The sequence below is a fragment of the Mycobacterium paraseoulense genome, assembly GCF_010731655.1.
GTDB lineage: Bacteria > Actinomycetota > Actinomycetes > Mycobacteriales > Mycobacteriaceae > Mycobacterium > Mycobacterium paraseoulense.
The window spans coordinates 2,482,924-2,502,456 of the sequence record NZ_AP022619.1 but is presented as its reverse complement, the minus strand read 5'-3'; the positions used below and the strand labels follow the sequence as shown (position 1 = coordinate 2,502,456).

The 19,533-nt window shown below is 66.2% G+C and carries 20 protein-coding genes; 12 read left to right on the top strand and 8 right to left on the bottom strand.

Annotated features, from left to right (window positions below; all coding sequences use genetic code 11):
* Positions 1-5 precede the first annotated feature (5 nt).
* On the bottom strand, positions 6-818 hold the full coding sequence (locus G6N51_RS11455) for an enoyl-CoA hydratase/isomerase family protein (RefSeq protein WP_083170276.1): 813 nt from the start codon (positions 816-818) through the stop codon (positions 6-8).
* A 131-nt stretch (positions 819-949) separates the two neighbouring features.
* On the opposite strand from G6N51_RS11455, the gene G6N51_RS11450 reads away from it, so the two are divergent.
* Positions 950-1,657: a hotdog family protein gene (locus G6N51_RS11450; protein WP_083170278.1), complete on the top strand. Its 708-nt coding sequence runs from the start codon at positions 950-952 to the stop codon at positions 1,655-1,657.
* The gene (locus tag G6N51_RS11445; RefSeq protein WP_083170280.1) at positions 1,654-2,553 is read left to right on the top strand and encodes an enoyl-CoA hydratase/isomerase family protein; all 900 of its coding nucleotides are present in this window, start codon (positions 1,654-1,656) and stop codon (positions 2,551-2,553) included. Before G6N51_RS11450 ends, G6N51_RS11445 begins: the two co-directional genes overlap by 4 nt.
* A gap of 21 nt (positions 2,554-2,574) precedes the next feature.
* Here the strand turns inward: G6N51_RS11445 and G6N51_RS11440 are convergent, their stop codons facing one another.
* On the bottom strand, positions 2,575-3,387 hold the full coding sequence (locus tag G6N51_RS11440; protein ID WP_083170282.1) for a TetR/AcrR family transcriptional regulator: 813 nt from the start codon (positions 3,385-3,387) through the stop codon (positions 2,575-2,577).
* 221 nt (positions 3,388-3,608) lie between these two features.
* On the opposite strand from G6N51_RS11440, the gene G6N51_RS11435 reads away from it, so the two are divergent.
* Entirely contained in the window at positions 3,609-4,406 is a 798-nt protein-coding gene (locus G6N51_RS11435) for an SDR family NAD(P)-dependent oxidoreductase (protein ID WP_083170284.1), read from the top strand.
* Between the two features lie 42 nt (positions 4,407-4,448).
* On the top strand, positions 4,449-5,456 hold the full coding sequence (locus G6N51_RS11430; protein ID WP_083170286.1) for a dihydrodipicolinate synthase family protein: 1,008 nt from the start codon (positions 4,449-4,451) through the stop codon (positions 5,454-5,456).
* An 84-nt stretch (positions 5,457-5,540) separates the two neighbouring features.
* On the opposite strand, the gene mbp1 is transcribed toward G6N51_RS11430, so the two are convergent.
* Positions 5,541-5,780: a microaggregate-binding protein 1 gene (mbp1, locus tag G6N51_RS11425; RefSeq protein ID WP_083170288.1), complete on the bottom strand. Its 240-nt coding sequence runs from the start codon at positions 5,778-5,780 to the stop codon at positions 5,541-5,543.
* A 316-nt stretch (positions 5,781-6,096) separates the two neighbouring features.
* On the opposite strand from mbp1, the gene G6N51_RS11420 reads away from it, so the two are divergent.
* From G6N51_RS11420 to G6N51_RS11395, 6 genes are read left to right on the top strand one after another with little or no spacing between them, the layout of a single operon-like run.
* Complete coding sequence (locus G6N51_RS11420) at positions 6,097-6,906, top strand: enoyl-CoA hydratase (protein WP_232078340.1); 810 nt, start codon at positions 6,097-6,099, stop codon at positions 6,904-6,906.
* A 31-nt stretch (positions 6,907-6,937) separates the two neighbouring features.
* Positions 6,938-8,140: an amidohydrolase family protein gene (locus G6N51_RS11415; RefSeq protein WP_083170510.1), complete on the top strand. Its 1,203-nt coding sequence runs from the start codon at positions 6,938-6,940 to the stop codon at positions 8,138-8,140.
* 11 nt (positions 8,141-8,151) lie between these two features.
* Complete coding sequence (locus G6N51_RS11410) at positions 8,152-9,819, top strand: acyl-CoA synthetase (protein WP_083170292.1); 1,668 nt, start codon at positions 8,152-8,154, stop codon at positions 9,817-9,819.
* On the top strand, positions 9,800-10,630 hold the full coding sequence (locus G6N51_RS11405; RefSeq protein ID WP_083170295.1) for an amidohydrolase family protein: 831 nt from the start codon (positions 9,800-9,802) through the stop codon (positions 10,628-10,630). Before G6N51_RS11410 ends, G6N51_RS11405 begins: the two co-directional genes overlap by 20 nt.
* 21 nt (positions 10,631-10,651) lie before the next feature.
* Positions 10,652-11,710 carry an acyl-CoA dehydrogenase family protein gene (locus G6N51_RS11400; RefSeq protein ID WP_083170297.1) on the top strand — a complete coding sequence of 353 codons (1,059 nt, stop codon included), beginning with the start codon at positions 10,652-10,654 and terminating at the stop codon, positions 11,708-11,710.
* A gap of 14 nt (positions 11,711-11,724) precedes the next feature.
* Positions 11,725-12,924, top strand: coding sequence for an acyl-CoA dehydrogenase family protein (locus tag G6N51_RS11395; protein WP_083170299.1), 1,200 nt, complete (start codon positions 11,725-11,727; stop codon positions 12,922-12,924).
* 43 nt (positions 12,925-12,967) lie between these two features.
* Here the strand turns inward: G6N51_RS11395 and G6N51_RS11390 are convergent, their stop codons facing one another.
* Both G6N51_RS11390 and G6N51_RS11385 read right to left on the bottom strand, forming a co-directional pair.
* On the bottom strand, positions 12,968-13,141 hold the full coding sequence (locus G6N51_RS11390) for a hypothetical protein (RefSeq protein WP_158086206.1): 174 nt from the start codon (positions 13,139-13,141) through the stop codon (positions 12,968-12,970).
* Between the two features lie 11 nt (positions 13,142-13,152).
* Complete coding sequence (locus G6N51_RS11385) at positions 13,153-14,610, bottom strand: NAD(P)/FAD-dependent oxidoreductase (RefSeq protein WP_083170301.1); 1,458 nt, start codon at positions 14,608-14,610, stop codon at positions 13,153-13,155.
* Between the two features lie 205 nt (positions 14,611-14,815).
* On the opposite strand from G6N51_RS11385, the gene G6N51_RS11380 reads away from it, so the two are divergent.
* Both G6N51_RS11380 and trxA read left to right on the top strand, forming a co-directional pair.
* On the top strand, positions 14,816-15,196 hold the full coding sequence (locus G6N51_RS11380; RefSeq protein ID WP_083170303.1) for a carboxymuconolactone decarboxylase family protein: 381 nt from the start codon (positions 14,816-14,818) through the stop codon (positions 15,194-15,196).
* 52 nt (positions 15,197-15,248) lie between these two features.
* Positions 15,249-15,623: a thioredoxin gene (gene trxA / locus G6N51_RS11375; protein WP_083170305.1), complete on the top strand. Its 375-nt coding sequence runs from the start codon at positions 15,249-15,251 to the stop codon at positions 15,621-15,623.
* Between the two features lie 182 nt (positions 15,624-15,805).
* On the opposite strand, the gene G6N51_RS11370 is transcribed toward trxA, so the two are convergent.
* From G6N51_RS11370 to G6N51_RS11360, 3 genes are read right to left on the bottom strand one after another with little or no spacing between them, the layout of a single operon-like run.
* Positions 15,806-16,951 carry a thiolase family protein gene (locus tag G6N51_RS11370; protein WP_083170512.1) on the bottom strand — a complete coding sequence of 382 codons (1,146 nt, stop codon included), beginning with the start codon at positions 16,949-16,951 and terminating at the stop codon, positions 15,806-15,808.
* An 8-nt stretch (positions 16,952-16,959) separates the two neighbouring features.
* A complete protein-coding gene (locus G6N51_RS11365; RefSeq protein WP_083170307.1) occupies positions 16,960-18,177 on the bottom strand; it encodes a CaiB/BaiF CoA transferase family protein in 1,218 nt (405 codons plus the stop codon).
* Positions 18,178-18,198: 21 nt separating this feature from the next.
* The gene (locus tag G6N51_RS11360) at positions 18,199-19,407 is read right to left on the bottom strand and encodes a cytochrome P450 (RefSeq protein ID WP_083170309.1); all 1,209 of its coding nucleotides are present in this window, start codon (positions 19,405-19,407) and stop codon (positions 18,199-18,201) included.
* Positions 19,408-19,533: the final 126 nt, after the last annotated feature.

Genomic DNA, 19,533 nt, shown 5'->3' with positions numbered 1-19,533 from the left:
CTCCCTCATCGGCCCTGAAATTTCGCCGCGCGTCGCTGCCGGAAGGCGTTCAGGCCTTCCTTGAAATCTGCTGTTCGACAGGATAGTTCGAGGTTGAACAGCTCCTGGGTCATGGATTGGTTCAGGGTCGCGTGCTGGCCGAAGCTCAGCGCCTGCTTGGCCAGGCCGATCGCCGCCGTCGGCCCGGACGCGAGCCGCTCGAGCAACTCCTCGGCGGCGTCGTCGAGCTCAGCGGGGCTGACGGCCTGGTGGATCAATCCCCAGTCGGCCGCGTCCGGCGCGTTGACCTTCTCGCCAAGCAGCAGCATTCGCCTGGCCCGTGCCAGGCCGACCAGCCGGGGCAGCAGCCATGTGGCTCCCGAATCGGGGCTGAAGCCCCGTTCCACGAACGGCTCCCAGAAAACGGCGTCGGTCGCGGCGAGGGTGAAGTCGGCCGCCAGCGCGAGGTTGCAGCCGAAGCCCGCGGCCCATCCTCGCACGCTGCAGAGCACGGGAAGCTGGATGCTCGCGACGAGCTCGATCACGCGGTGAGCGCCATGGGGTATCCGCCGTACCAGATCACCGGCACGGGGGCGCTGCGTGTCGTTGGCGGCGACCCAGTCGACTCCGGCGCAGAAGTCATCGCCGCCCCGGATGTGCACGGCCCGCAGCGAATCATCGGCGGCGGCATCGGTCAACGCGTCGACCAACGCCTCAATCATCGGCTGGCTCAACGAGTTACGCCGCGACGGGCGGTCGAGTGTCACCCGCAACACCACACCGTCGCGGCGCGCTGTCACCGAACCGTCGGCACCGGCCGTGTCGGCCTCCTGACTCACCGTCGAATCCGGCCTTTCTGCCGATACGGTTACCCATACAGTAGGCAATACGATTGATACGCTGTATAAGTTAGCAGGGTACGCTGCCGCCGGAAATAGCCGGGCCGGAACCCGAGCGAAAAGAGAGATGCATGGCCTTGCAGGAGGAGCGGGCGGAGGGGCGGGCCGAACCCGGGTCGACGCGCGCCGCCGACGCCAGATTCGGCGAGCGGCCCCTCGCCCAGACCATGGCCGCCGCCGCCGCGATGCGGCGAATGAGCTCACTGCTGGTGGCACTCGAACATCCCCATCCCACGGTCGACGCCATGGTCGAGAAGTTCGCCGAGTGGGAGCGGGAACTGGCCGGCGCGGCGCCGGCGGACAACTCACCGCGAATCGGCGATTCCCCCGACGATCCCCGGCGCGTCTATCTCAACCACGCGACCGACATCGGCGCCTACAACCCCTGTTTTCCCGAGTACCGGTTCGATCACCTCGACGCCGACAAGGCGACCGGGCGAGTCAACTTCCCGCTGGTCTACGAGGGGCCGCCGGGATTGGTGCACGGCGGCTTTCTCGGCGTCTTCTTCGACTGCGTGATCCAGCACCACAATTGCGTCACGGGCCTTTCCGGCAAGACGCGGTCGCTGGTCGTGACGTTCCGCCGACCGACGCCCATGTTGACCGAGTTGCGGTTCGACATCGCTCGCTCACAGATCGACCGCGGGATCGCGTCGACGGCACGGTTGCTGCTCGACGACGAAGTGCTCTGCACCGGCGAGGTGAACACCCTGGCGTCGCCGCCGCAAGAGCTGGCCGCGTTTCAATTCAGCAGGCGGCGAGAGGAGTCCGATACATGACAGACCCGAACCCCCCGGACGATCGCGTGCTCTTCGAGGTCGACCGCGAATGCCGCATCGCGACGATCACGCTGAACAATCCGGCGCAACGCAACTCCTACGACGCCCCGATGCGCGAGGCCGTCGCCCGGTGCCTGGACCGCGTGGCCGAGGACGACGACCTGACGGTGGTGCTGCTGCGCGGTGCCGGCGGGGTCTTTTCCACCGGGGCCGACATGAACAACGCCTACGGCTGGTACGGCAGTCAGGGCCGAGCGGACGGCGACGACGCGCCGGCCGGGCGCCGCCCCAGTCAGCGCCGTCGACTCACGGTGGACCGCAAGTCCTTTGGCTTCTACCACAACTTCATGGGCTTCCCGAAGGTCACGGTGGGCGAGATCGCGGGCTATGCGCTCGGTGGAGGCTTCGAGCTGGCGCTGATGGCCGACATCTCGGTGATCGCGCGGGACACCAAGGTCGGCATGCCGGCGACCCGCTTCCTGGGCCCCGCGCTCGGCAGCCTGCACATGTTCTTCCACCGGCTCGGGCCGGTGCTGGCCCGGCGTCTGCTATTGACGGGGGACATCATCGAGGCCGGCGAGCTGGAACATCTCGGAATCTTCACCGACACATGCGATTCCGCCGCGGTCCCGGGCCGCGCGCGGTATTGGGCCGAGAAGGCGGCGAAGATGCCCGCCGACGGGGTGGTCATCGCCAAGGAGGCGTTCCGCCTCGTCGAACAGAGTCAGGCGTACCAGGGAGAGGAAGTCGCCAGCTACCTCTTCCACGCCTTCGGAACCAACCTGCAATTCGGGCCTGGCGAGTTCAACTTCGTCAAGACCCGCGCACAGCATGGGACCAAGGAAGCGTTCCGGCTCCGCGACGAGTACTTCCACGTGCCGGAACCCGAAGCGTAGTAGTCGGGTTCGACGGCGCGGCTAGCGCGCGGCCGGGGCGCTGGTGCGCGCCCGCGACCCAGGCGCCTTGGCGGCCTTGCGTTGCCGCGACGGCGCCGGCTTACCGCGTTTCGATCCCCTGCCCTCCTCGATCAAGCGGGCGGCATGATCGAGAATGCAGCCGAGGCCGTACTCGAAGTTGGTCTCGTCGGGTGCGCCGATCCGGTGACCGATCCGGCTCACCTGGGCCAGCAAGGGCGTCTTCTCGGGATCGATGGCGACGGCGTCCTCGATCGCGCGGGCGCCCTCGTCGGAGGATTGGTTCTTTTCGTACAGCCGCTGCAGCACCACCGAGCCGCGGACGTGCACCGAAACCGCCGAGTACGTGTCGAAGGCATCCTCCGGCGACAGGCCGGCCTCGACCAGATTGGCGATGGCCTTCTCCATCTCCTCGGCACCCAGCCGCGCCGCCTTCGGGCTGAGCGCGGCGCGAATCAGAATCAGGTCGCACAGAATTGGATTGCCCATGAACGTCTTACGCATCAGGCGCGCATGGTTGGCCAATGTCTCGCGCCAGTCGCTGGCCTGGACGTAGGGGGTGGCGAACACATACTTGCTCAATGCGCGGTCCGTCATCGCGTTGAGCAGGTCGTCCTTCTTGCGGAAGTACCAGTAGATGCTGGTGACGCCGACGCCGAGGTGTTTGCCCAGCAGCGGCATGCTCAAATTGTCGATCGATACTTGCTCCGCGAGTTCGAATGCGCCACTGATGATGTCATCGGGATTGATGGATCCGCGCTCGCGTCGTTGACGCTTATCGGCGGTAGCCTGCTTGGCCACTACGGGCACCTCCATCACGATGTATCCTGTGCATGCGGTCGAAGAGCCCCACCGACTCACCTGCGCATCCATTGGCGTGTCGCCGCTCGACGATGACCGTCAACCCGCCTTTCGTGCAATTTTCCATCTGCTACTGTAATACCTATCGTAGGCTTTTTGGTAACGAAGGCTGGACGGGCGAAGATGACCGGGCACAGGCCATTCCCCGAGTCCTCCGATGAGCCACGGGAATTGCCATGGATTTAGGCCTGGCGAATGCCGCGACGGTGGTGGTCGGCGGTAGTCGAGGCATGGGTTTGGCCGCGGCCCGTTGCCTCGCTGACGAGGGTGCCCGGGTCGCGGTGGTCGGCCGCAGTCGCGACGCGCTCGACTCCGCGGTCGCGGATATGACGGGGCGCGGTAGCCCGGATGCTTACGGGCTCGTCGCGGACGTCGCCGACCCGGGACAGGTCGACGAGGCATTCGCCGACCTCGCCCGGCGATGGGGCGGCGAGCTCAACGTGCTCGTCAATACGGTCGGGCCGGGCGTGGTCGGCACGTTCGAGGATTTGACCGACGAGCAGTGGCGCCAAGCCGTCGAAGACGGGGTGATGGGGATGGTGCGCTGCGTACGAGCCGCGCTTCCCCTGCTGCGCAAGGCGCAATGGGCGCGGATCGTCAACTTCTCGGCGCACTCGACCCAGCGGCAGAGCGTCATGCTGCCCGCCTACACGGCGGCCAAGTCGATGTTGACGAGCGTCTCCAAGAACCTGTCGCTGCTGCTGGCGAAGGATGAGATCTTGGTCAACGTGGTGTCGCCCGGCAGCATCGCGTCCGAATCGCTGGTCGGTTGGGCGAAGTCGGTCGGTGTTGATGGCGGCGACCCCTACGCGCTAATGGACGCCATTGCCAAGCACTTCGGCCATCCGGCGCACATGCCGCGGGCGGGACTGCCGGAGGAGATCGGGCCGGTGGTCGCGTTCCTGGCGTCGCGGCGCAACTCCTACATGACGGGGGCCAACATCAACGTCGACGGGGGTTCGGACTTCACCTGAGCGCCCGGATCGAAGAAGTCGGTTGAGAAGAAGGAGGTCGCTGTGGCTGGGGCAAGTGAGGCCCGCGCCTGGGCGCGCGGGGCGTTGCGGGGAATCGGCGACTCGCTCTACACCCCGTTCTGCGGCGCGGACGGCGACGATATCGACTGGGAGGCATACCGGACGCTGGTCCGCTACTGCGTCGACGACCTCGGGCACCCGATGCTGTGGTGCACCAGCGGCCTCTCCGAATTCTGGTCGTTGACCATCGTCGAGCGAAAACGCTTGCTGGAAGTGGCGATTGAGGAAGGGCGTGCCGCCAATCCGGATGTCGTCGTGCAGGCCTGCACGGCGGCCATCACGGCGAAGGACTGCCTGGACTTGACGCTGCACGCTCAGGAGGCCGGCGCCGACATCGTCTACATCCAGACGCCGATGATGGAGGTGCACGGCGGCGAGGGGGTGCTGCGATTCTTCAAATACATCGCCGCGCGCACCGACATCGCGCTGGGGATGTTCAACTCGCCCTCGTCGGGTTACGTGCTGACCGCGGCGGAAAGCGCACGGATCTACGATGAGGTGCCCGCAGTGTGCGCCACCAAGGAAGGGGCCTTCCGGCCGGCGAGCAGCCGGATGTTGCACCAGCTGGCGCCCGGTCTGGTGCTGTGGGAATGTGACAAGACCGTGTATCGCGCCGGTTGGCTCCGCGACGGGATCGTATGCCCGGCGCAACTGGGCACCACGGGCTACCTGTTCGAGACTCCGCAGCGGCGATTGTTTTCCCACTATTGGGATTTGGTGCAAAGCGACAAGTTGCTCGAAGCGATGGACTTCGGCCGTGAGTCGGGCCTGGACCAGTTCGACCTCGACGTCGGATCCTGGTGGACGTGCTACCCGGGACGGCCGGATTACTTCACTCACTGGGGTGGCGCGTTCAAATACGCCGCCTCGCTACTGGGGTTGCCAATCGGCGATTATCCGCATTCCCGGCCGCCGCAGGCGGAGTTGCCGCCGGAGGCCAAGTCGCAGATCGAGGAGGCATATCGCCGACTGGGGCTCATCGGCACCTAGCGATCGCCAGACCACGCGCGAGGCAGGATGATACGCATAGCGAAAGGCCCGGCCACCTCGGTGGCCGGGCCGCTCGCAAACCGTTTACTGCTGCTCGGCCTTTTCACGCGCCTCCGCAGCCTTGGCCTTGCCACGGGCCTTCTCAGCCGCGGCTTCCTTCTTCGCCGCGCTGCGCTGCGCGTCGGCCTTGTCCTGCTGGGCCTGGCCCTCGTTGACCAGATCGTTGCGGCCGATGATCGTGCCGATGATCTCCTTGGCCTTGCCGAAGACAGCCTCGACGATGCCCTGGATCAACTCGATCGGGCCGCTCTTTTCGTCAACCATGCGTTTCCCTCCCTCTAATGGGTGTCTGTAGTCGCTTTCCCTCTTAGGCGGTCGGAGAAAACGTGATCGCGACGTGGTGCTCGCCACAGACATGGCCGCAGGCGGGACGATCCGCCGTCGCCGACCGCCCTCGATGGTGCGGTTCAGTAGGTCGAAACTCCCTGTTGGGCTGGGGTTCGAGGGGGCCTGGCGGTGGTTGTGGAAAACGGTACCGATAGGTATACAGTATGGGTACAAAACATCGCGAAATCCGGTCGGAATCTTGAGGAGGTGCCGGGGGAGATGTCGGGGCGGCGACGGCGCTTCCGAGGACGCAGTGCTGTACGAGGCCACCGGCAGCGGCGTCGCGATTCTGACCTTCAACCGTCCGGACCGCCTCAACGCCTGGGGGCCGGACATCGCCGCCGGTTTCTACTCCGCGATAGACCGCGCCGAACAGGACCGGGACATCCGGGTGGTTGTGCTGACCGGACGCGGCAAGGGTTTCTGCGCCGGCGCGTACCTGGGCACGCCGAATTCCGGCCAGAGCTACGGCGACACGATGGAGAAGGCGAGTCGGACCGACCTCGCCGACTTGGTCGGGGACCGCCCGCCGCATTTCGTCACCACGTTGCGCAAGCCCGTCATCGCGGCGATCAACGGCGCCTGCGTCGGCATCGGCCTGACCCAGGCCCTCATGTGCGACGTCCGGTTCGCGGCCGCCGGCGCCAAGTTCGCCGCGGTCTTCGCCCGTCGCGGACTGATCGCCGAGTTCGGCATTTCCTGGATCCTGCCGCGCCTCACCACCTGGGGCGTCGCCCTGGACCTGCTGTTGAGTGGCCGTACCTTTCTCGCCGAGGAGGCGGCCGAGCTCGGCCTCGTCAAGGAAGTGGTTGCGCCCCAGGATCTGATGAAGCGCGCGCTGGACTACGCCGAAGACATCGCTCGCAACTGTTCGCCGGCGTCCATGGAAGTGATCAAGAGGCAGGTGTACGGCGACGCCACCCGCGACGTCGCGGACGCCACGTCGCGTGCCGAGGTCCTGCTGCACGAGGCGATGCCGCGTCCGGACGTCATCGAAGGCATCACCAGCTTCCTCGAGAAGCGCCCCCCGCGGTTTCCCTCGCTCGACTCCACCGACGCTTAGTGTTCGCCGGTAACGCCCGGAAAGGATGATCATGGCCACATTGGGTTACAAGGCGATCGACGTCGATAACCACTACTACGAGCCGCTGGACGCGTTCACCCGCCACCTGGACAAGAAGTTCAAGAGGCGGGGCGTGCAGATGCTCAACGACGGCAAGCGCACGTGGGCCGTGATCGGTGACCGGGTCAACCACTTCATCCCCAACCCGACCTTCGACCCGATCATCGTGCCGGGCTGCCTGGACCTGTTGTTCCGCGGCGAGATCCCCGAGGGCGTCGATCCCGCCTCGCTGATGAAAGTCGAGCGACTGGCCGACCACCCCGAGTACCAGAACCGCGACGCGCGGATTGCGGTGATGGACACCCAGGACATCGAAACGGTGTTCATGCTGCCGACTTTCGCGTGCGGCGTCGAGGAGGCGCTTAAACACGATATCGAGGCGACGATGGCGTCGCTGCACGCGTTCAACCTGTGGCTGGACGAGGATTGGGGCTTCGATCGGCCCGATCACCGAATCATTGCCGCGCCGATCATCTCGCTGGCCGATCCGGCCAAGGCGCTCGAAGAGGTGGACTTCGTGTTGGCGCGAGGCGCCAAGCTGGTGCTGGTGCGGCCGGCGCCGGTGCCCGGTGTCGTCAGGCCGAGGTCGCTGGGCGACCCCAGCCATGACCCGGTGTGGGCGCGGCTGGCCGAGGCGGGGGTGCCGGTGGGCTTTCACCTCAGCGACAGCGGGTACCTGCACATCGCGGCGCAGTGGGGCGGCAAGGCGACCTTCGAGGGGTTCGGCGAAAAGGATCCATTGGATCAGGTTCTCCTCGACGACCGCGCCATCCACGACGCGATGGCCTCAATGATCGTGCACGGCGTGTTCACCCGACACCCCACGCTCAGGGCGGTCAGCATCGAAAACGGCTCCTACTTCGTGCATCGGCTGATCAAACGGCTGAAGAAGGTGGCCAACAACTACCCGCGCCATTTCCCCGAGGACCCAGTGGAACAGTTGCGCAACAACGTGTGGATCGCTCCCTACTACGAGGACGATCTGCCCGAGCTGGCCACCGTCATCGGCATCGGCAAGATCCTGTTCGGGTCCGACTGGCCGCACGGCGAAGGCCTCGAGACGCCGGTGTCCTTCGCGGCTGAACTCAACGGCTTCAGCGAGTCCGACATCCGGAAAGTCATGCGCGACAACGCCCTCGACCTGCTCGGCGTGCCGGTCCCGTCGGCCGTCTAGTCGCTGCTGCCATGAGTGAATGGACTGTAGGCGCGGTCCTCGACGCCATCGCCGACGTCGTGCCGGATCGGCTGATGACCGTGTGCGGCGACCGCACCAGCACGTTCGCCGAATCCACGGTCCGCACCAACCGATTGGCGAACTACCTCAGCGGCAAGGGTTTCGGGGTGTATGCGACCCGTGACGAGCTACAGCGCTGGGAGTGCGGCCAGGACCGCATCGCGCTCCTGATGTACAACGACCTGTACCCCGACATGGTCATCGGATGCCTCAAGGCGCGCACCGTCCCCGTCAACGTGAATCACCACTACTCGCCCCGTGAAATCCGCGACCTGCTCGACTACGTGCGCCCGCGGGGCATCATTTATCACCGCTCGCTCGGTGCCCGGTTCGCCGACGTCCTGCCGCCGATCGGTACCGAGTTGCTGATCTCGATCGATGACGGCAGCACGGTTCCCCAACTGCCGAAAGCGATCTCGCTCGACGATGCCCTGGCCGCCGCCAGCCCGTACCGCGAGGAGGCGGGCTCCCCGGACGACCTCATCATGATGTGCACCGGCGGAACGACGGGGCGACCGAAGGGTGTGCTGTGGCGACAGAGCGACATGTACGTGTCCTCGATGGTGGGCGCCGACCATGCCAGCGTCACCGAGATCCACGACAAGGTCGCCGCGGGCGGCCAGCCGTGGTTCGCCGTCTCCCCGCTCATGCACGCCGCCGGCATGTGGACCGCCTTCTCCGCGCTCTGCGCCGGCCTGCCCGTGGTGCTCTACGACGACCGCAGCAGGCTGGATGCGCGCTCGGTCTGGGAAACCGCCGAGCGCGAGAAGGTGGGCATGATGACCATGGTGGGCGATGCATACGCCGGGCCGCTGATCGCCGAGCTGCGCGCGCGTTCCTACGATCTGTCCTCGCTGCACGCGATCGGCACCGGTGGGGCCGCGACGAACGCGAAACACAAACGCGCGCTGATGGAGTGCCTGCCGCACATCACGATCATCGAAGGCTACGGGTCCTCCGAAAGCGGCAACATGGCGTTCGGTCACAGCCGCGAGGGACACGCCAGCGAGACGTTCCAACCCCGGGAGGGTGCCACGGTGGTCTCGGCCGACCGCAGCCGGTTCGTGCGGCCCGGTGAGCAGGAAGTCGGTTGGGCCGCCAGGACCGGCCGCATTCCGCTCGGCTACTTCGGTGACGCCGAGGCCACCCAACGGACCTTCCCGGAGATCGACGGCCGGCGGCTGGTGATACCCGGCGACCGAGCGGTGCTCGAACCCGACGGCACCATCCGCCTGCTGGGCCGCGATTCGCTGGTGGTGAACACCGGTGGCGAAAAGGTTTTCGTCGAAGAGGTCGAGGAAGTGCTGCGCGCACAACCGGGCGTCGCCGATGCCCTGGTGGTAGGGCGGCCAAGCGAACGGTGGGGGCAAGAGGTCGTCGCGCTCGTCGCGCCGCATCCCGATGCGCGGCCCGGTGAAGAAGCCCTCTACGATGCGTGCACGGCGCAACTGGCGCATTTCAAGGCGCCCAAGGCCTTCATCTTCGTCGAGCAGATCGAACGCCTCGGCAATGGCAAGCCCAACTATCGGTGGGCCAGAGAGCAAGCCATACAACGGGTTCCGGTGACCACGCTGGTGCCGTCCGACCTCGAAGGAAGTCATGAACACCAAAGCGATTGACTGCCTGGTGAACGTCCACTTCGGGGAAGCCGAATCCCAGCCGACCTGGATGCTCAAGGTCAGGGATGACTACTTCAAGGGACCGGAGTCGATGTTCGCCCCGGTCGACCTCTCCGAATTGCTCGCCGAGATGGACGAGCAGGGTGTGCAGAAGGCGATTCTGATGGATTCGCTTGCCGCCCCGTCCACGACCGCACGCAAATTCGTCGAGGCCAAGCCGGACCGGTTCGCGTTGGCCATGGGCGGGGTCAACCTGCTGCGCCCGGTGCGGTCCCTGGGGGAACTGGCCGCCGTCGCGGGCGACCTGCCCGTCGCGTATGCCGTGGTGGGGCCGAGCTTTTGGGGTGACGGTCAGTACCCGCCCAGTGACGCCGTGTACTACCCGCTCTATGCCAAGTGCGCGGAACTGGAGCTTCCGCTTTGTGTCAATACCGGGATCCCGGGACCGCCCATTCCCGGCGAGGTCCAGCACCCCATGCATCTGGACCGCGTATGCGTGCGATTTCCCGAATTGCGGCTGTGCATGATTCACGGCGCCGACCCGTGGTGGGATGTGGCGATTCGCTTGCTGCTGAAGTACGCGAACCTGCGGCTCATGACGTCGGCCTGGTCGCCCAAGCGGCTGCCGGAGAGCCTGCTGCACTACATGCGCACGCGCGGTCCCAACAAGGTGATCTACGCGTCGGATTGGCCGGTATTACCCATGCGCCGCGTCATCCCTGAGGCTCGTGCCCTTGATCTGCCGGCCGAGGTGCTGGATAACTACCTTTACAACAATGCGCAGGACTTTTTCTTCGGCGACCGCGCCTGACCGAGAACGGGAGCACTGACGATGGACCGCTTCGAACTACGCCGACTGGACTACAGCCTGTCCGACGACCACGTGGCCCTGCGGGATGCCTACAAGCAGTTCTTCAAGACCCACTGTCCCATCGAAACAGTCCGCGCCGCAGAGCCATCCGGGTTCGACAAAAACCTCTGGGAGAGGTTGTGCGGCATGGGCGCGACCACGATGGCATTGCCGGAATCGTGCGGTGGTGACGGCGCCACCCTGGTCGACCTCACCCTGGTGGCGGAGGAGATCGGCCGGTCGCTGGCGCCGGTTCCGTGGATCGATCACGTCTGCACCGCGCGGCTGCTGGGCCGTCTCGGCGCGCTGGGTGAGGGCGCCGCCGGCGTAGCCGACGGCGAACAGCTTGCCGCGCTCGACCCGCGCATCGACGCGGGGCGCGGTCCGCGGTTGATCCCCTCGGGCTCCATCGCCGACCAGATCATCGTCCGCGAGGGCCATGACGTCGTGCGCCTGGCCTTCGCCACCCGCCCGGCGAAGGTCGACAACATCGGCCGCCTGCCGATGGCCTGGGTGGACCCGGCGGCCGCCGACACCCGCGAGGTCATCGCCGAAGGGCCCGACGCGTTGGCGAGCTACCGGCTGGCGCTGGACGAATGGCGGCTGCTGACCGCGGCGACGCTCGTCGGGCTGGTAGAGGAGACCATGACAATCGCCGCCGAGTTCGCCAAGACCCGCTACACGCTGGGCGTGCCCATCTCGACGCTGCAGGCGATCTCGCACCCCCTCGCGAACATGGCCATCACCGTCCAAGGCGGACGTAACCTGGCTCGACGCGCCGCCTGGTTCCTGGACAACGAACCCGAAGAACGACCCGAATTGGCGCCCTCCGCCTTCGTTTTCATGGCCGAGGAGGCCGCCAGGGCGGCGACCATGGCGGTCCACATCCAAGGCGGCCTTGGGGTCTCGGCCGAGGCCGCGGCGACGGCGTATCTGGTGCGGGCCCGGGGATGGCCCCTAGCCGGTGGCGATCCGGGTGCCACGGCCCAACGGGTCGCCGAGATCGTGACCGCTCGCGAAGCCGCGGCGCAGCCGGCGTAGAAAGGGGCAACATCATGGATTTCTCCCGCGTCGAGCTGTCCGACGAAGACCAGGCGTTCCGCGACGAGGCGCGCAGCTTTCTGGCCACGCACATGACCGAGGAGATCAGGCGCCGAGACCGCGAGACCGGCGACAATTTCGACGAAGGCCTTCACCTGAAGTTCGGCGCCGCAGGCTATCTGGCGGCCGAGTGGAAACCGGAATCCGACGGCGGTTTCACCCGGGTACGGCGGCGCATCTGGGAGCTGGAGAAGCGGCGCGCACACGTGCCCTGGGTGACCTGGGGGACGACCGCGATGGTGGCCCGCTCGGTGGACAAGTTCGGGTCGCCGCAACTGCGTGACGAGGTACTGCCGAAGGTGTTCAGCGGTGAGGTCCGATTGTGCCTCGGTTACACCGAGCCCGAGGGCGGCTCCGATATCGCCACCTGTAAGACGCGCGCGGTGCGTGAGGCGGATGGATCGAGCTGGGTCATTAATGGCTCCAAGATGTTTACCACCGGAGCCCATAACTGCCAATACGTCTTCCTGATCACCAACACCGCCCCGGACGCGCCGAAGCACAAGAGCCTGACCATGTTCCTGGTGCCGCTGAATTCGCCGGGCATCGACATTCAGGGAATCCGGACGGTGGATGGCGATCGGACCAACATCGTCTACTACAGCGACGTCCGCGTGGACGACAAGTACCGGCTGGGCGAGGTGAACGGTGGCTGGACGGTGCTGCGGGAACCGCTCAACGTCGAGCACGGCGCCGTCGCCGCCGCCCCCGACGGGCTGCAGGATACGTCAATCATGATGCACCAGGCCGGGTCTCTGTCCGATGCGGTGGATAAGGCGGCTGCGCGCGTGACGCGAGCCGACGGCGACGGGCGCCGACTCATCGACGACGCGTCGGTCGCATATCGCCTGGGCCGCTGCGTCGCCCGACTGGAGACGGCGCTGGCCACCCCAAGCATTTTCGGCCGGGTCGCCATCGCGCAAACGATGCGCGACATCTCTCCCGAACTCATGGACATCCTCGGCGCCGCGTCCGCGCTGCCCTATGGAACCGAGGGTGCCGCCGACGACGGTAGCGCCGAATATGCCTACCGGTTCGCCCCACTGGTGGGGATCTACGGCGGCACGCTGGAGGTGTTCCGCAACATGATCGCCCAGTACATGCTCGGGCTGGGCAAGCCCGCGTACGCGCCGCCGGTCAAGAAGGTCTCCTGACCCGGCGCCACCGGATCGCTGCCTGTCGATGCGGGCCGGCGCGTCAGCCGTGCCCGTAGATAATCCGCAGCATCTTGAGATTGATACGGATGAAACGCCCGAATTGCACGAAGACGTTCTGCCGCATCCGCAGCCTTGCCGGAGTGGGCAGCGGTGCGTCGGCGATGCGCTCGGCGGTCAGCGCGTTCACGTCCGAGTAGGAGGTTCCGTCGTCCATCGAAGTGCCTTTCACTCAGGGATCAGCCACCAGAATGGGCGGGCTTTCGCCTTGTAAATGAAGAGATAGTGCAGCAGTAGTTTGATCCAGTGGCCGGCCAGGCCGAGCTCACCGGAGGTGCCGGCGATGTCACGACCGGTTTGCGGGTACTTCACCGGATCGGGGACCACCGGGAACATCGTCATGGCAGCGGCCGAGCCTTCGCGCAAACCGGTGCCTGCCGAGGCGACGCACGCGGCGCCCATGCTCGACATCGAGGCGCGGTGGGCAACCGCGGCCGTTCCCTTGGTGATTCGGTCGCGGATCGTCTCAGCGACCGTCTTGGCCATGATGCCCGACGGCATGCCGGTGCGCGGCGGACTGGGCGTGATCACGGTTCCGTTGGGGCTCGTGCGCGGCCGGGAGATGGGATGCGGGGGCGCGAACGCGATGCCCGGTGCGAAGATGTTCGGATAGGCGGGGGACTCGTAGGTGTGCGGCCAATCCTCCGCGGACCACTCGTCATAGGGCTTGCCCGAGTAGTCCGCGTCGACCTTCATGAAGCCCGATGGCGCGAAGAGAACGGAGCTGATGTCGTTGCCGTCCTTGTCGTATGCCGCCAGTTCGGCTCCCCTGAACGGTGGTAGCAGCATGGCGAAGTCGAAGTCCAGTTCGTGCTCTCTGCCGTCGAGTTGCTCGTAGCGCAGCTTGCCGTCCATCACCTCGTGGACTGCCGCTTGCGTGATGGCCTTGACGCCGCGCTCACGGAACAGCGACTCGGTCCACAGCCGACTGGACTGCACGAAGCCTTTTTCGACGAAACTCATGCCACCGACGCCGAAGTCGCCCAGTTCGTACTCGTTGGTGAGGTAGACGACCTCAGCCAGGTCCCGCACGCCGGCGGCTCGCAACGTGTGCTCGACGTTGAAGGCGTACTCAAAGGCCGCGCCCTCGCAGGTGCAGGTGCCGTGTCCGATGCCGATGACCAGGCGCTGCTTCTCGCCGGCCTTCATCCTGGCGATGACCCGGTCCAGCGCCTCGGCCGCGTCGACGGCGTGGGCTGCGGTGCACACCGAGTATGAGTGGCCGGCGGGGCCGAGCCCGGGGGTGGCCGCGAAGTTCAGGCGCGGTCCGGTGGCGTTGACGAGGTAGTCATAAGTAATGGTGCCGCTCCGCCCGCCGTGCCCCTCATCGGTGTAGGTGAAGTCCACCGAGGGCGCCGACTGATCTTTGGTGCCCTCCGGATGGATCGCGGTGGCAAGCGCTTGGTGAAACACGATGCCCTTGCGGCGGTAGATGGGTTCGAGGGGAATCAGGACCTTGGCGGGATCCATGCGGCCCACCCCGACCCAGATGTTCGACGGGATCCAGTTCCAGTCGGCGTTGGGGGAAATCACGACGACTTCGTGACTGCGGCCCAGCCATCGGCGAAGGTGTAGCGCAGCGGTATGCCCGGCGATGCCAGCGCCGAGGATGACGACTCGTGCCATTGATGCTCCTCTGCTCTCTGCGCCGGCATCCCCGCGCGGTGTGTCTACCGCATCTGGGAACGCCGAGCGCTCCAAGGCCAGAGTGCGCGCCGCGATGGCGCCTTCCTAGGGCCGATGGACTCTTTTGGGCGAGGTAGATGCGCACCGGAGGAAAAATTAGCCGGTCCGCGGGAATACCCCTACCCGTATAGGTATTGTACATGTCATGACAGAGCACACTCACTACCAACAGGTGCTGGACGACCTCAACCCCCAGCACCGCGCCCTGCGCAAGATGATCCCCGACGTGTACCGGGGTTTCGCCGAGATGAGCAACGGCGCACTGACCTCGGGCGCCCTGGACAAGAAGTTCAAGGAACTGATCGCGATGGCGATCGGGGTCGTCGCCGGATGTGACGGCTGCATCGCCTCGCACGCCCAAGGGGCGGCCCGTGCCGGAGCATCCAAGGAAGAGGCCGCCGAGGCGATCGGCGTCAGCATCCTCATGCATGGTGGGCCGGCCACGATCTACGGTGCGCGCGCCTACAGCGCCTTCTGCGAATTCGCCGACAGCGCCGCCGATCCCGCCTCCGGATCGACTCAATAGCCCTCTCGGAACCAGATTCGGTCGTAACCATCAAAGCTCGAAAGGAGCAATCATGACCGTCCAGACACTGACCGCCGCCGACTTCGAGTCGACGGTCCTCGCGAGTCCGATCGTGCTCGTTGACTTCTGGGCCCCGTGGTGTGGGCCATGCCGGGCTTTCGCGCCGGTCTTCGAGCGGTCCTCGCAGAGCCACCCGGATATCGTGTACGCCAAGGTGGACACCGACGCCGAGCGCGAACTGGCTGCGACTGTGGGCATCCGCTCGGTGCCGACAATCATGGCGTTCCGCGAGGGCATCCTCATTTACAGCCAGCCGGGAGCGATGTCACCAGCCGTGCTGGACGACTTGATCGACCAGGTCAAGGGTCTTGACATGGAGAAGGTGCGCGCCAAGATCGCCGAGCGCAAAGCTGCTGTGGAGGCGTAGTGGCCCAATCGCTTCGCTCTGAACGGTAGGAACAACCATGTGCTACCCCGTGCGCTGCCGGCGCTGCGGAAAGATCACCTGGGCGGGGTGTGGCGCACACGCCGAGAGCGTGATGAAGCGGGTGCCCACCGATCAGCGCTGCACTTGCGGCCATAGCGCGCCCGGGTAGCGCGCAGCCCCGGTCAGGTCGTCAGGATCGTCGCCGCGGCCGTGCCCGGCGCCCCGTAGAGTTGCGCGAACCCGACGCGCGGCGCGCCGGCCACCTGGCGATCGCCGGCCTCGCCGCGAAGTTGGCGCACCAGTTCGTGAATCTGGCGCAGGCCCGACGCCCCGATCGGCTCGCCGTTCGCGATGAGCCCGCCGTCGGTGTTGATCGGCATCGAACCGCCGATCTCGGTGGCGCCGTCGGCCAGGAGCTTTTCCTGCTCTCCGTCGGCGCAGAACCCGCACTCGGCCATGTGGATGATCTCCGCGCCGGCGTCCGTGTCCTGCAGCTGGATGACGTCGACGTCCTGCGGCGCCACCCCCGCCTTCTCGAACGCGGCGCGGGAGGCGTACACGGTCGGGGAGACGTCCTCGTCGACCGGGGCGAAGGTCGTGTTGACCTCGTAGGCGCCATAGCGGCGGGTGCGCACCTCGACCGCCCGCAAGAAGATCGGCGTGCCGGTGTAGCGGTGCGCGATGTCGGCGCGGCACATCACGACCGCGGCGGCACCCTCGTCGGGCGCGCAGAACATGTACTGCGTGAGCGGGTAATTCAGCATCGCCGAGCTGAGGATGTCGTCTTCGGAGATCGGCTTGCGGCGAAAGGCATTCGGGTTCAATGCCCCGTTGCGAAAGTTCTTGGCGGCCACCTTGGCCAGTGTCTGCTGTGAGATGTCGTAGTCGTGCAGGTACCGGTTGGCCTTCATGCCGAAGAACTTGGTCGTCAGGTACTGCCCGTTCTCGGCATACCAGCGCGGCATCCCCACCAGGGCCGGGTCTTCGGTGAAGGCACCGCGCGGGTGCTTGTCCAGGCCGATGGCGATCCCGATGTCATAGTCGCCCAACCGGATACCATCGGCACAGGCCTTGGCGGCGCTGGCCGCGGTCGCGCATGCGTTGAACACGTTGGTGAACGGGATGCCCGACAGCCCGACCATGGCCACGATCGCGTCGGGATTCGCCACCGTCCAGCTGCCGCCCGTGGCGGCCTCAATGTCCTGCCATTCGATGCCGGCGTCGGCTATCGCGAATTGGATGGCGTCCGCGGCCATTTCCATCGCGGACTTGCCCTCGAAGCGGCCGAACGGGTGCAGGCCGACCCCGATGATCGCCACGTCATTCATGCCGACTGTCACGCAATGGCTCCCGAGTCCTTCAGTTCCTCGATGCGGTCCCAATCCATGCCCAGCTCCATCAGCACGATCTCGGTGTGCTCGGAGGCCTGGGGCGCCCGGGTGGTCACCAGGGGCTCGTGGTTGAACTGCACCGGACCGCGCACCACGCGGAAAGGCTTTCCGCCGCTGGCGAGCTCGACCTCGCTGACCATGTCGTTGGCCAGGGCTTGCTCGTCGTTGACCAGGTCGAGGAGGCTCTGGAACGGCGCCCACTGACCCTTCATGGTCTTCAGGTGCTGTCGCCAATAGTCGAAGGGCTTGCCGGCGAAGGCCTCTGCGATCAGCTCCGCGGCCGCGCCGGCGTTCTGGATCAGCGGCAGCACGTCGGAGAAGCGGGGATCGTCGGCCGCCTCGGGGATGCCGAGATGCTCGAACGTGTCGCGGATCAAGCCGGTCGGGCTGATGATGCACAGGTTGATGGTGCCGCCGTCGGAGGTTTCGTAGTTGCCCATGAAGGGGTTCACCGACATCGCGGTGGCCGAACCCGGCATGGGAGTGCGCATCACCTGTCCGGTCTCCATGCCCTGCGTCACGCTCGCCCCCGCCGCCCACCACGCCGTGCTCAGCAGCGACACGTCGAGCTCGAGGGCTTCGCCGGTGCGCTCGCGATGCAGCAACGCCGCCGAAATGCCGCCGGCGATGAACATGCCGCCGATGGAGTCGCCGAATGCCGGAATGCCTTGCCCCAGTGCGCCACCCAGCTGCTCTGGCGTCAGCGCGTAGCCGATGCCGCTGCGCGTCCAGAACGCCGTCCCGTCATAGCCACCCACGTCACGCTCGGCGCCCTTGTCGCCGTACGCCGAACCGCGCGCGTACACGATGTTCGGGTTCACCGCGCGGATGTGCTCCACGTCGAACTTGTGCTTTCGCCGCTGCGCCGGCATGTAGTTGGTGAGGAACACATCGGAGGTCTTGGCCAGTTCGTAGATCACTTCCTGACCGCCCGGCGTTGAAACGTCGATCCCGACGCTGCGCTTGCCGCGGTTGGGATGTTCCATCAGCGGGTGCCGCTCCGGATCAAGCTGGATGCCACCCATATTGATGAAGCCGCGCTGGGTGTCGCCGCGCAGCGGGTGCTCGACCTTGATGACGTCGGCGCCCCAATCGGCCAGGATGGCTCCCGCCGCCGGGACGAACGTGAATTGGGCAAGTTCCAGGACCCGGAAGCCCGACATGACTTTTACCATTTTCGGACCCTACTTCGCGGCGAACGTCACGGGAAGCGCCGTCGGTGAACGGAATGGCTGGCCGTGGATGTGCGGGTCGTCGTCGGTCAGCAACCTGACGTCGGTCACCCGGTCCAGCAGGCACTCGACCGCGACGCGGGTTTCCAGCCGCGCCAGGTGCAGGCCGAGGCACGTGTGCTCGCCGGCGGCGAAGGAGATGTGCGGCAGGTGCGTGCGAAAGATGTCGAATTCCTCCGGACGCTCCCAGCGGCGTTCGTCGCGGTTCGCGGCTCCGATGCACACCCCGACGACCGAACGCGCCGGGATCGCGACGCCCTCCAGCTCGGTGTCCTCGGTGGTGAATCGCTGCACCGTGGTCAGCGGCGTCTCGAAGCGCAGCCCTTCCTCGATCGCCTGCGGCAGGAGCGCGCGGTCGGCCTGGACCGCGGCGAACTGGTCCGGGTGGGTGAGCAGCAGATACAGCAGGTTGCCCGACGATCGGTAGGTGGTCTCCAGCCCGGCCGGCAGCAGCAACCGCAGGAAGGAGTAAATCGCTTCGTCGCTTAGCTTTTCGCCGTCGATCTCCGCGTTGACCAGGTCACCGATGATGTCCTGCGTGGGGTGGGACTTGCGCTGTTCGATCTGCTCGACGAAGTATTCCTTGAGCGCCGCAGACGCCTCGAAGGCGTGCTCGTAGTCGACGTGGTAGCTGATCAGCTGCACGGCGCGCTGGCGAAACGTCGGCAGGTCGTCGGCGGGCAGCCCCAGCAGCTGCGCGATGACGCGGGTGGGAAATTCGAAGGTGAAATTGCGGACCAGGTCGGCTTGGCCGGCGTCGATGAAGTCGTCGATCAGCGCGTTGCAGATCGGCCGCACGATGGTGTTCTCCCAGCGGGCCAACGCCTTGGACTTGAACGCCGCGGACACCAGGTTGCGATGGTCGCGATGCTTCTTACCCTCCATCGCCAGGATGGTCGGCCCCATGAACAGGCCGATCGTCTTGTCATACGGCGCGGAGCTGAAAATCCGGCCGTCCCGAAACACCGTGTTCACCGCGCCGAAGGACACCGCGGAGTACTCGCGCTTGGGCATCAGCGACTCGGGCGTCTTGGAGTAGTCCATCACCGTCCCGCGGAAGACCCCGGATTCGCGGCGTTTGCGGGCGAAGAACGGGTACGGATCACGCAGGCTGACGGTCTGGCCGTCGGCACCGGCGGCGGCGTGAACGTTGGTCGGCACCTTAGATCTCCAGCATCTTCAGCGTGAACGGCAAGCCCTTGCGTAAGATCGTACTGTAATTCTTACAGTAGACAATATGGGCAGGCCCGCTGGAAACGGCGGGGCGAACCGGGGGTAGTCAAGCGG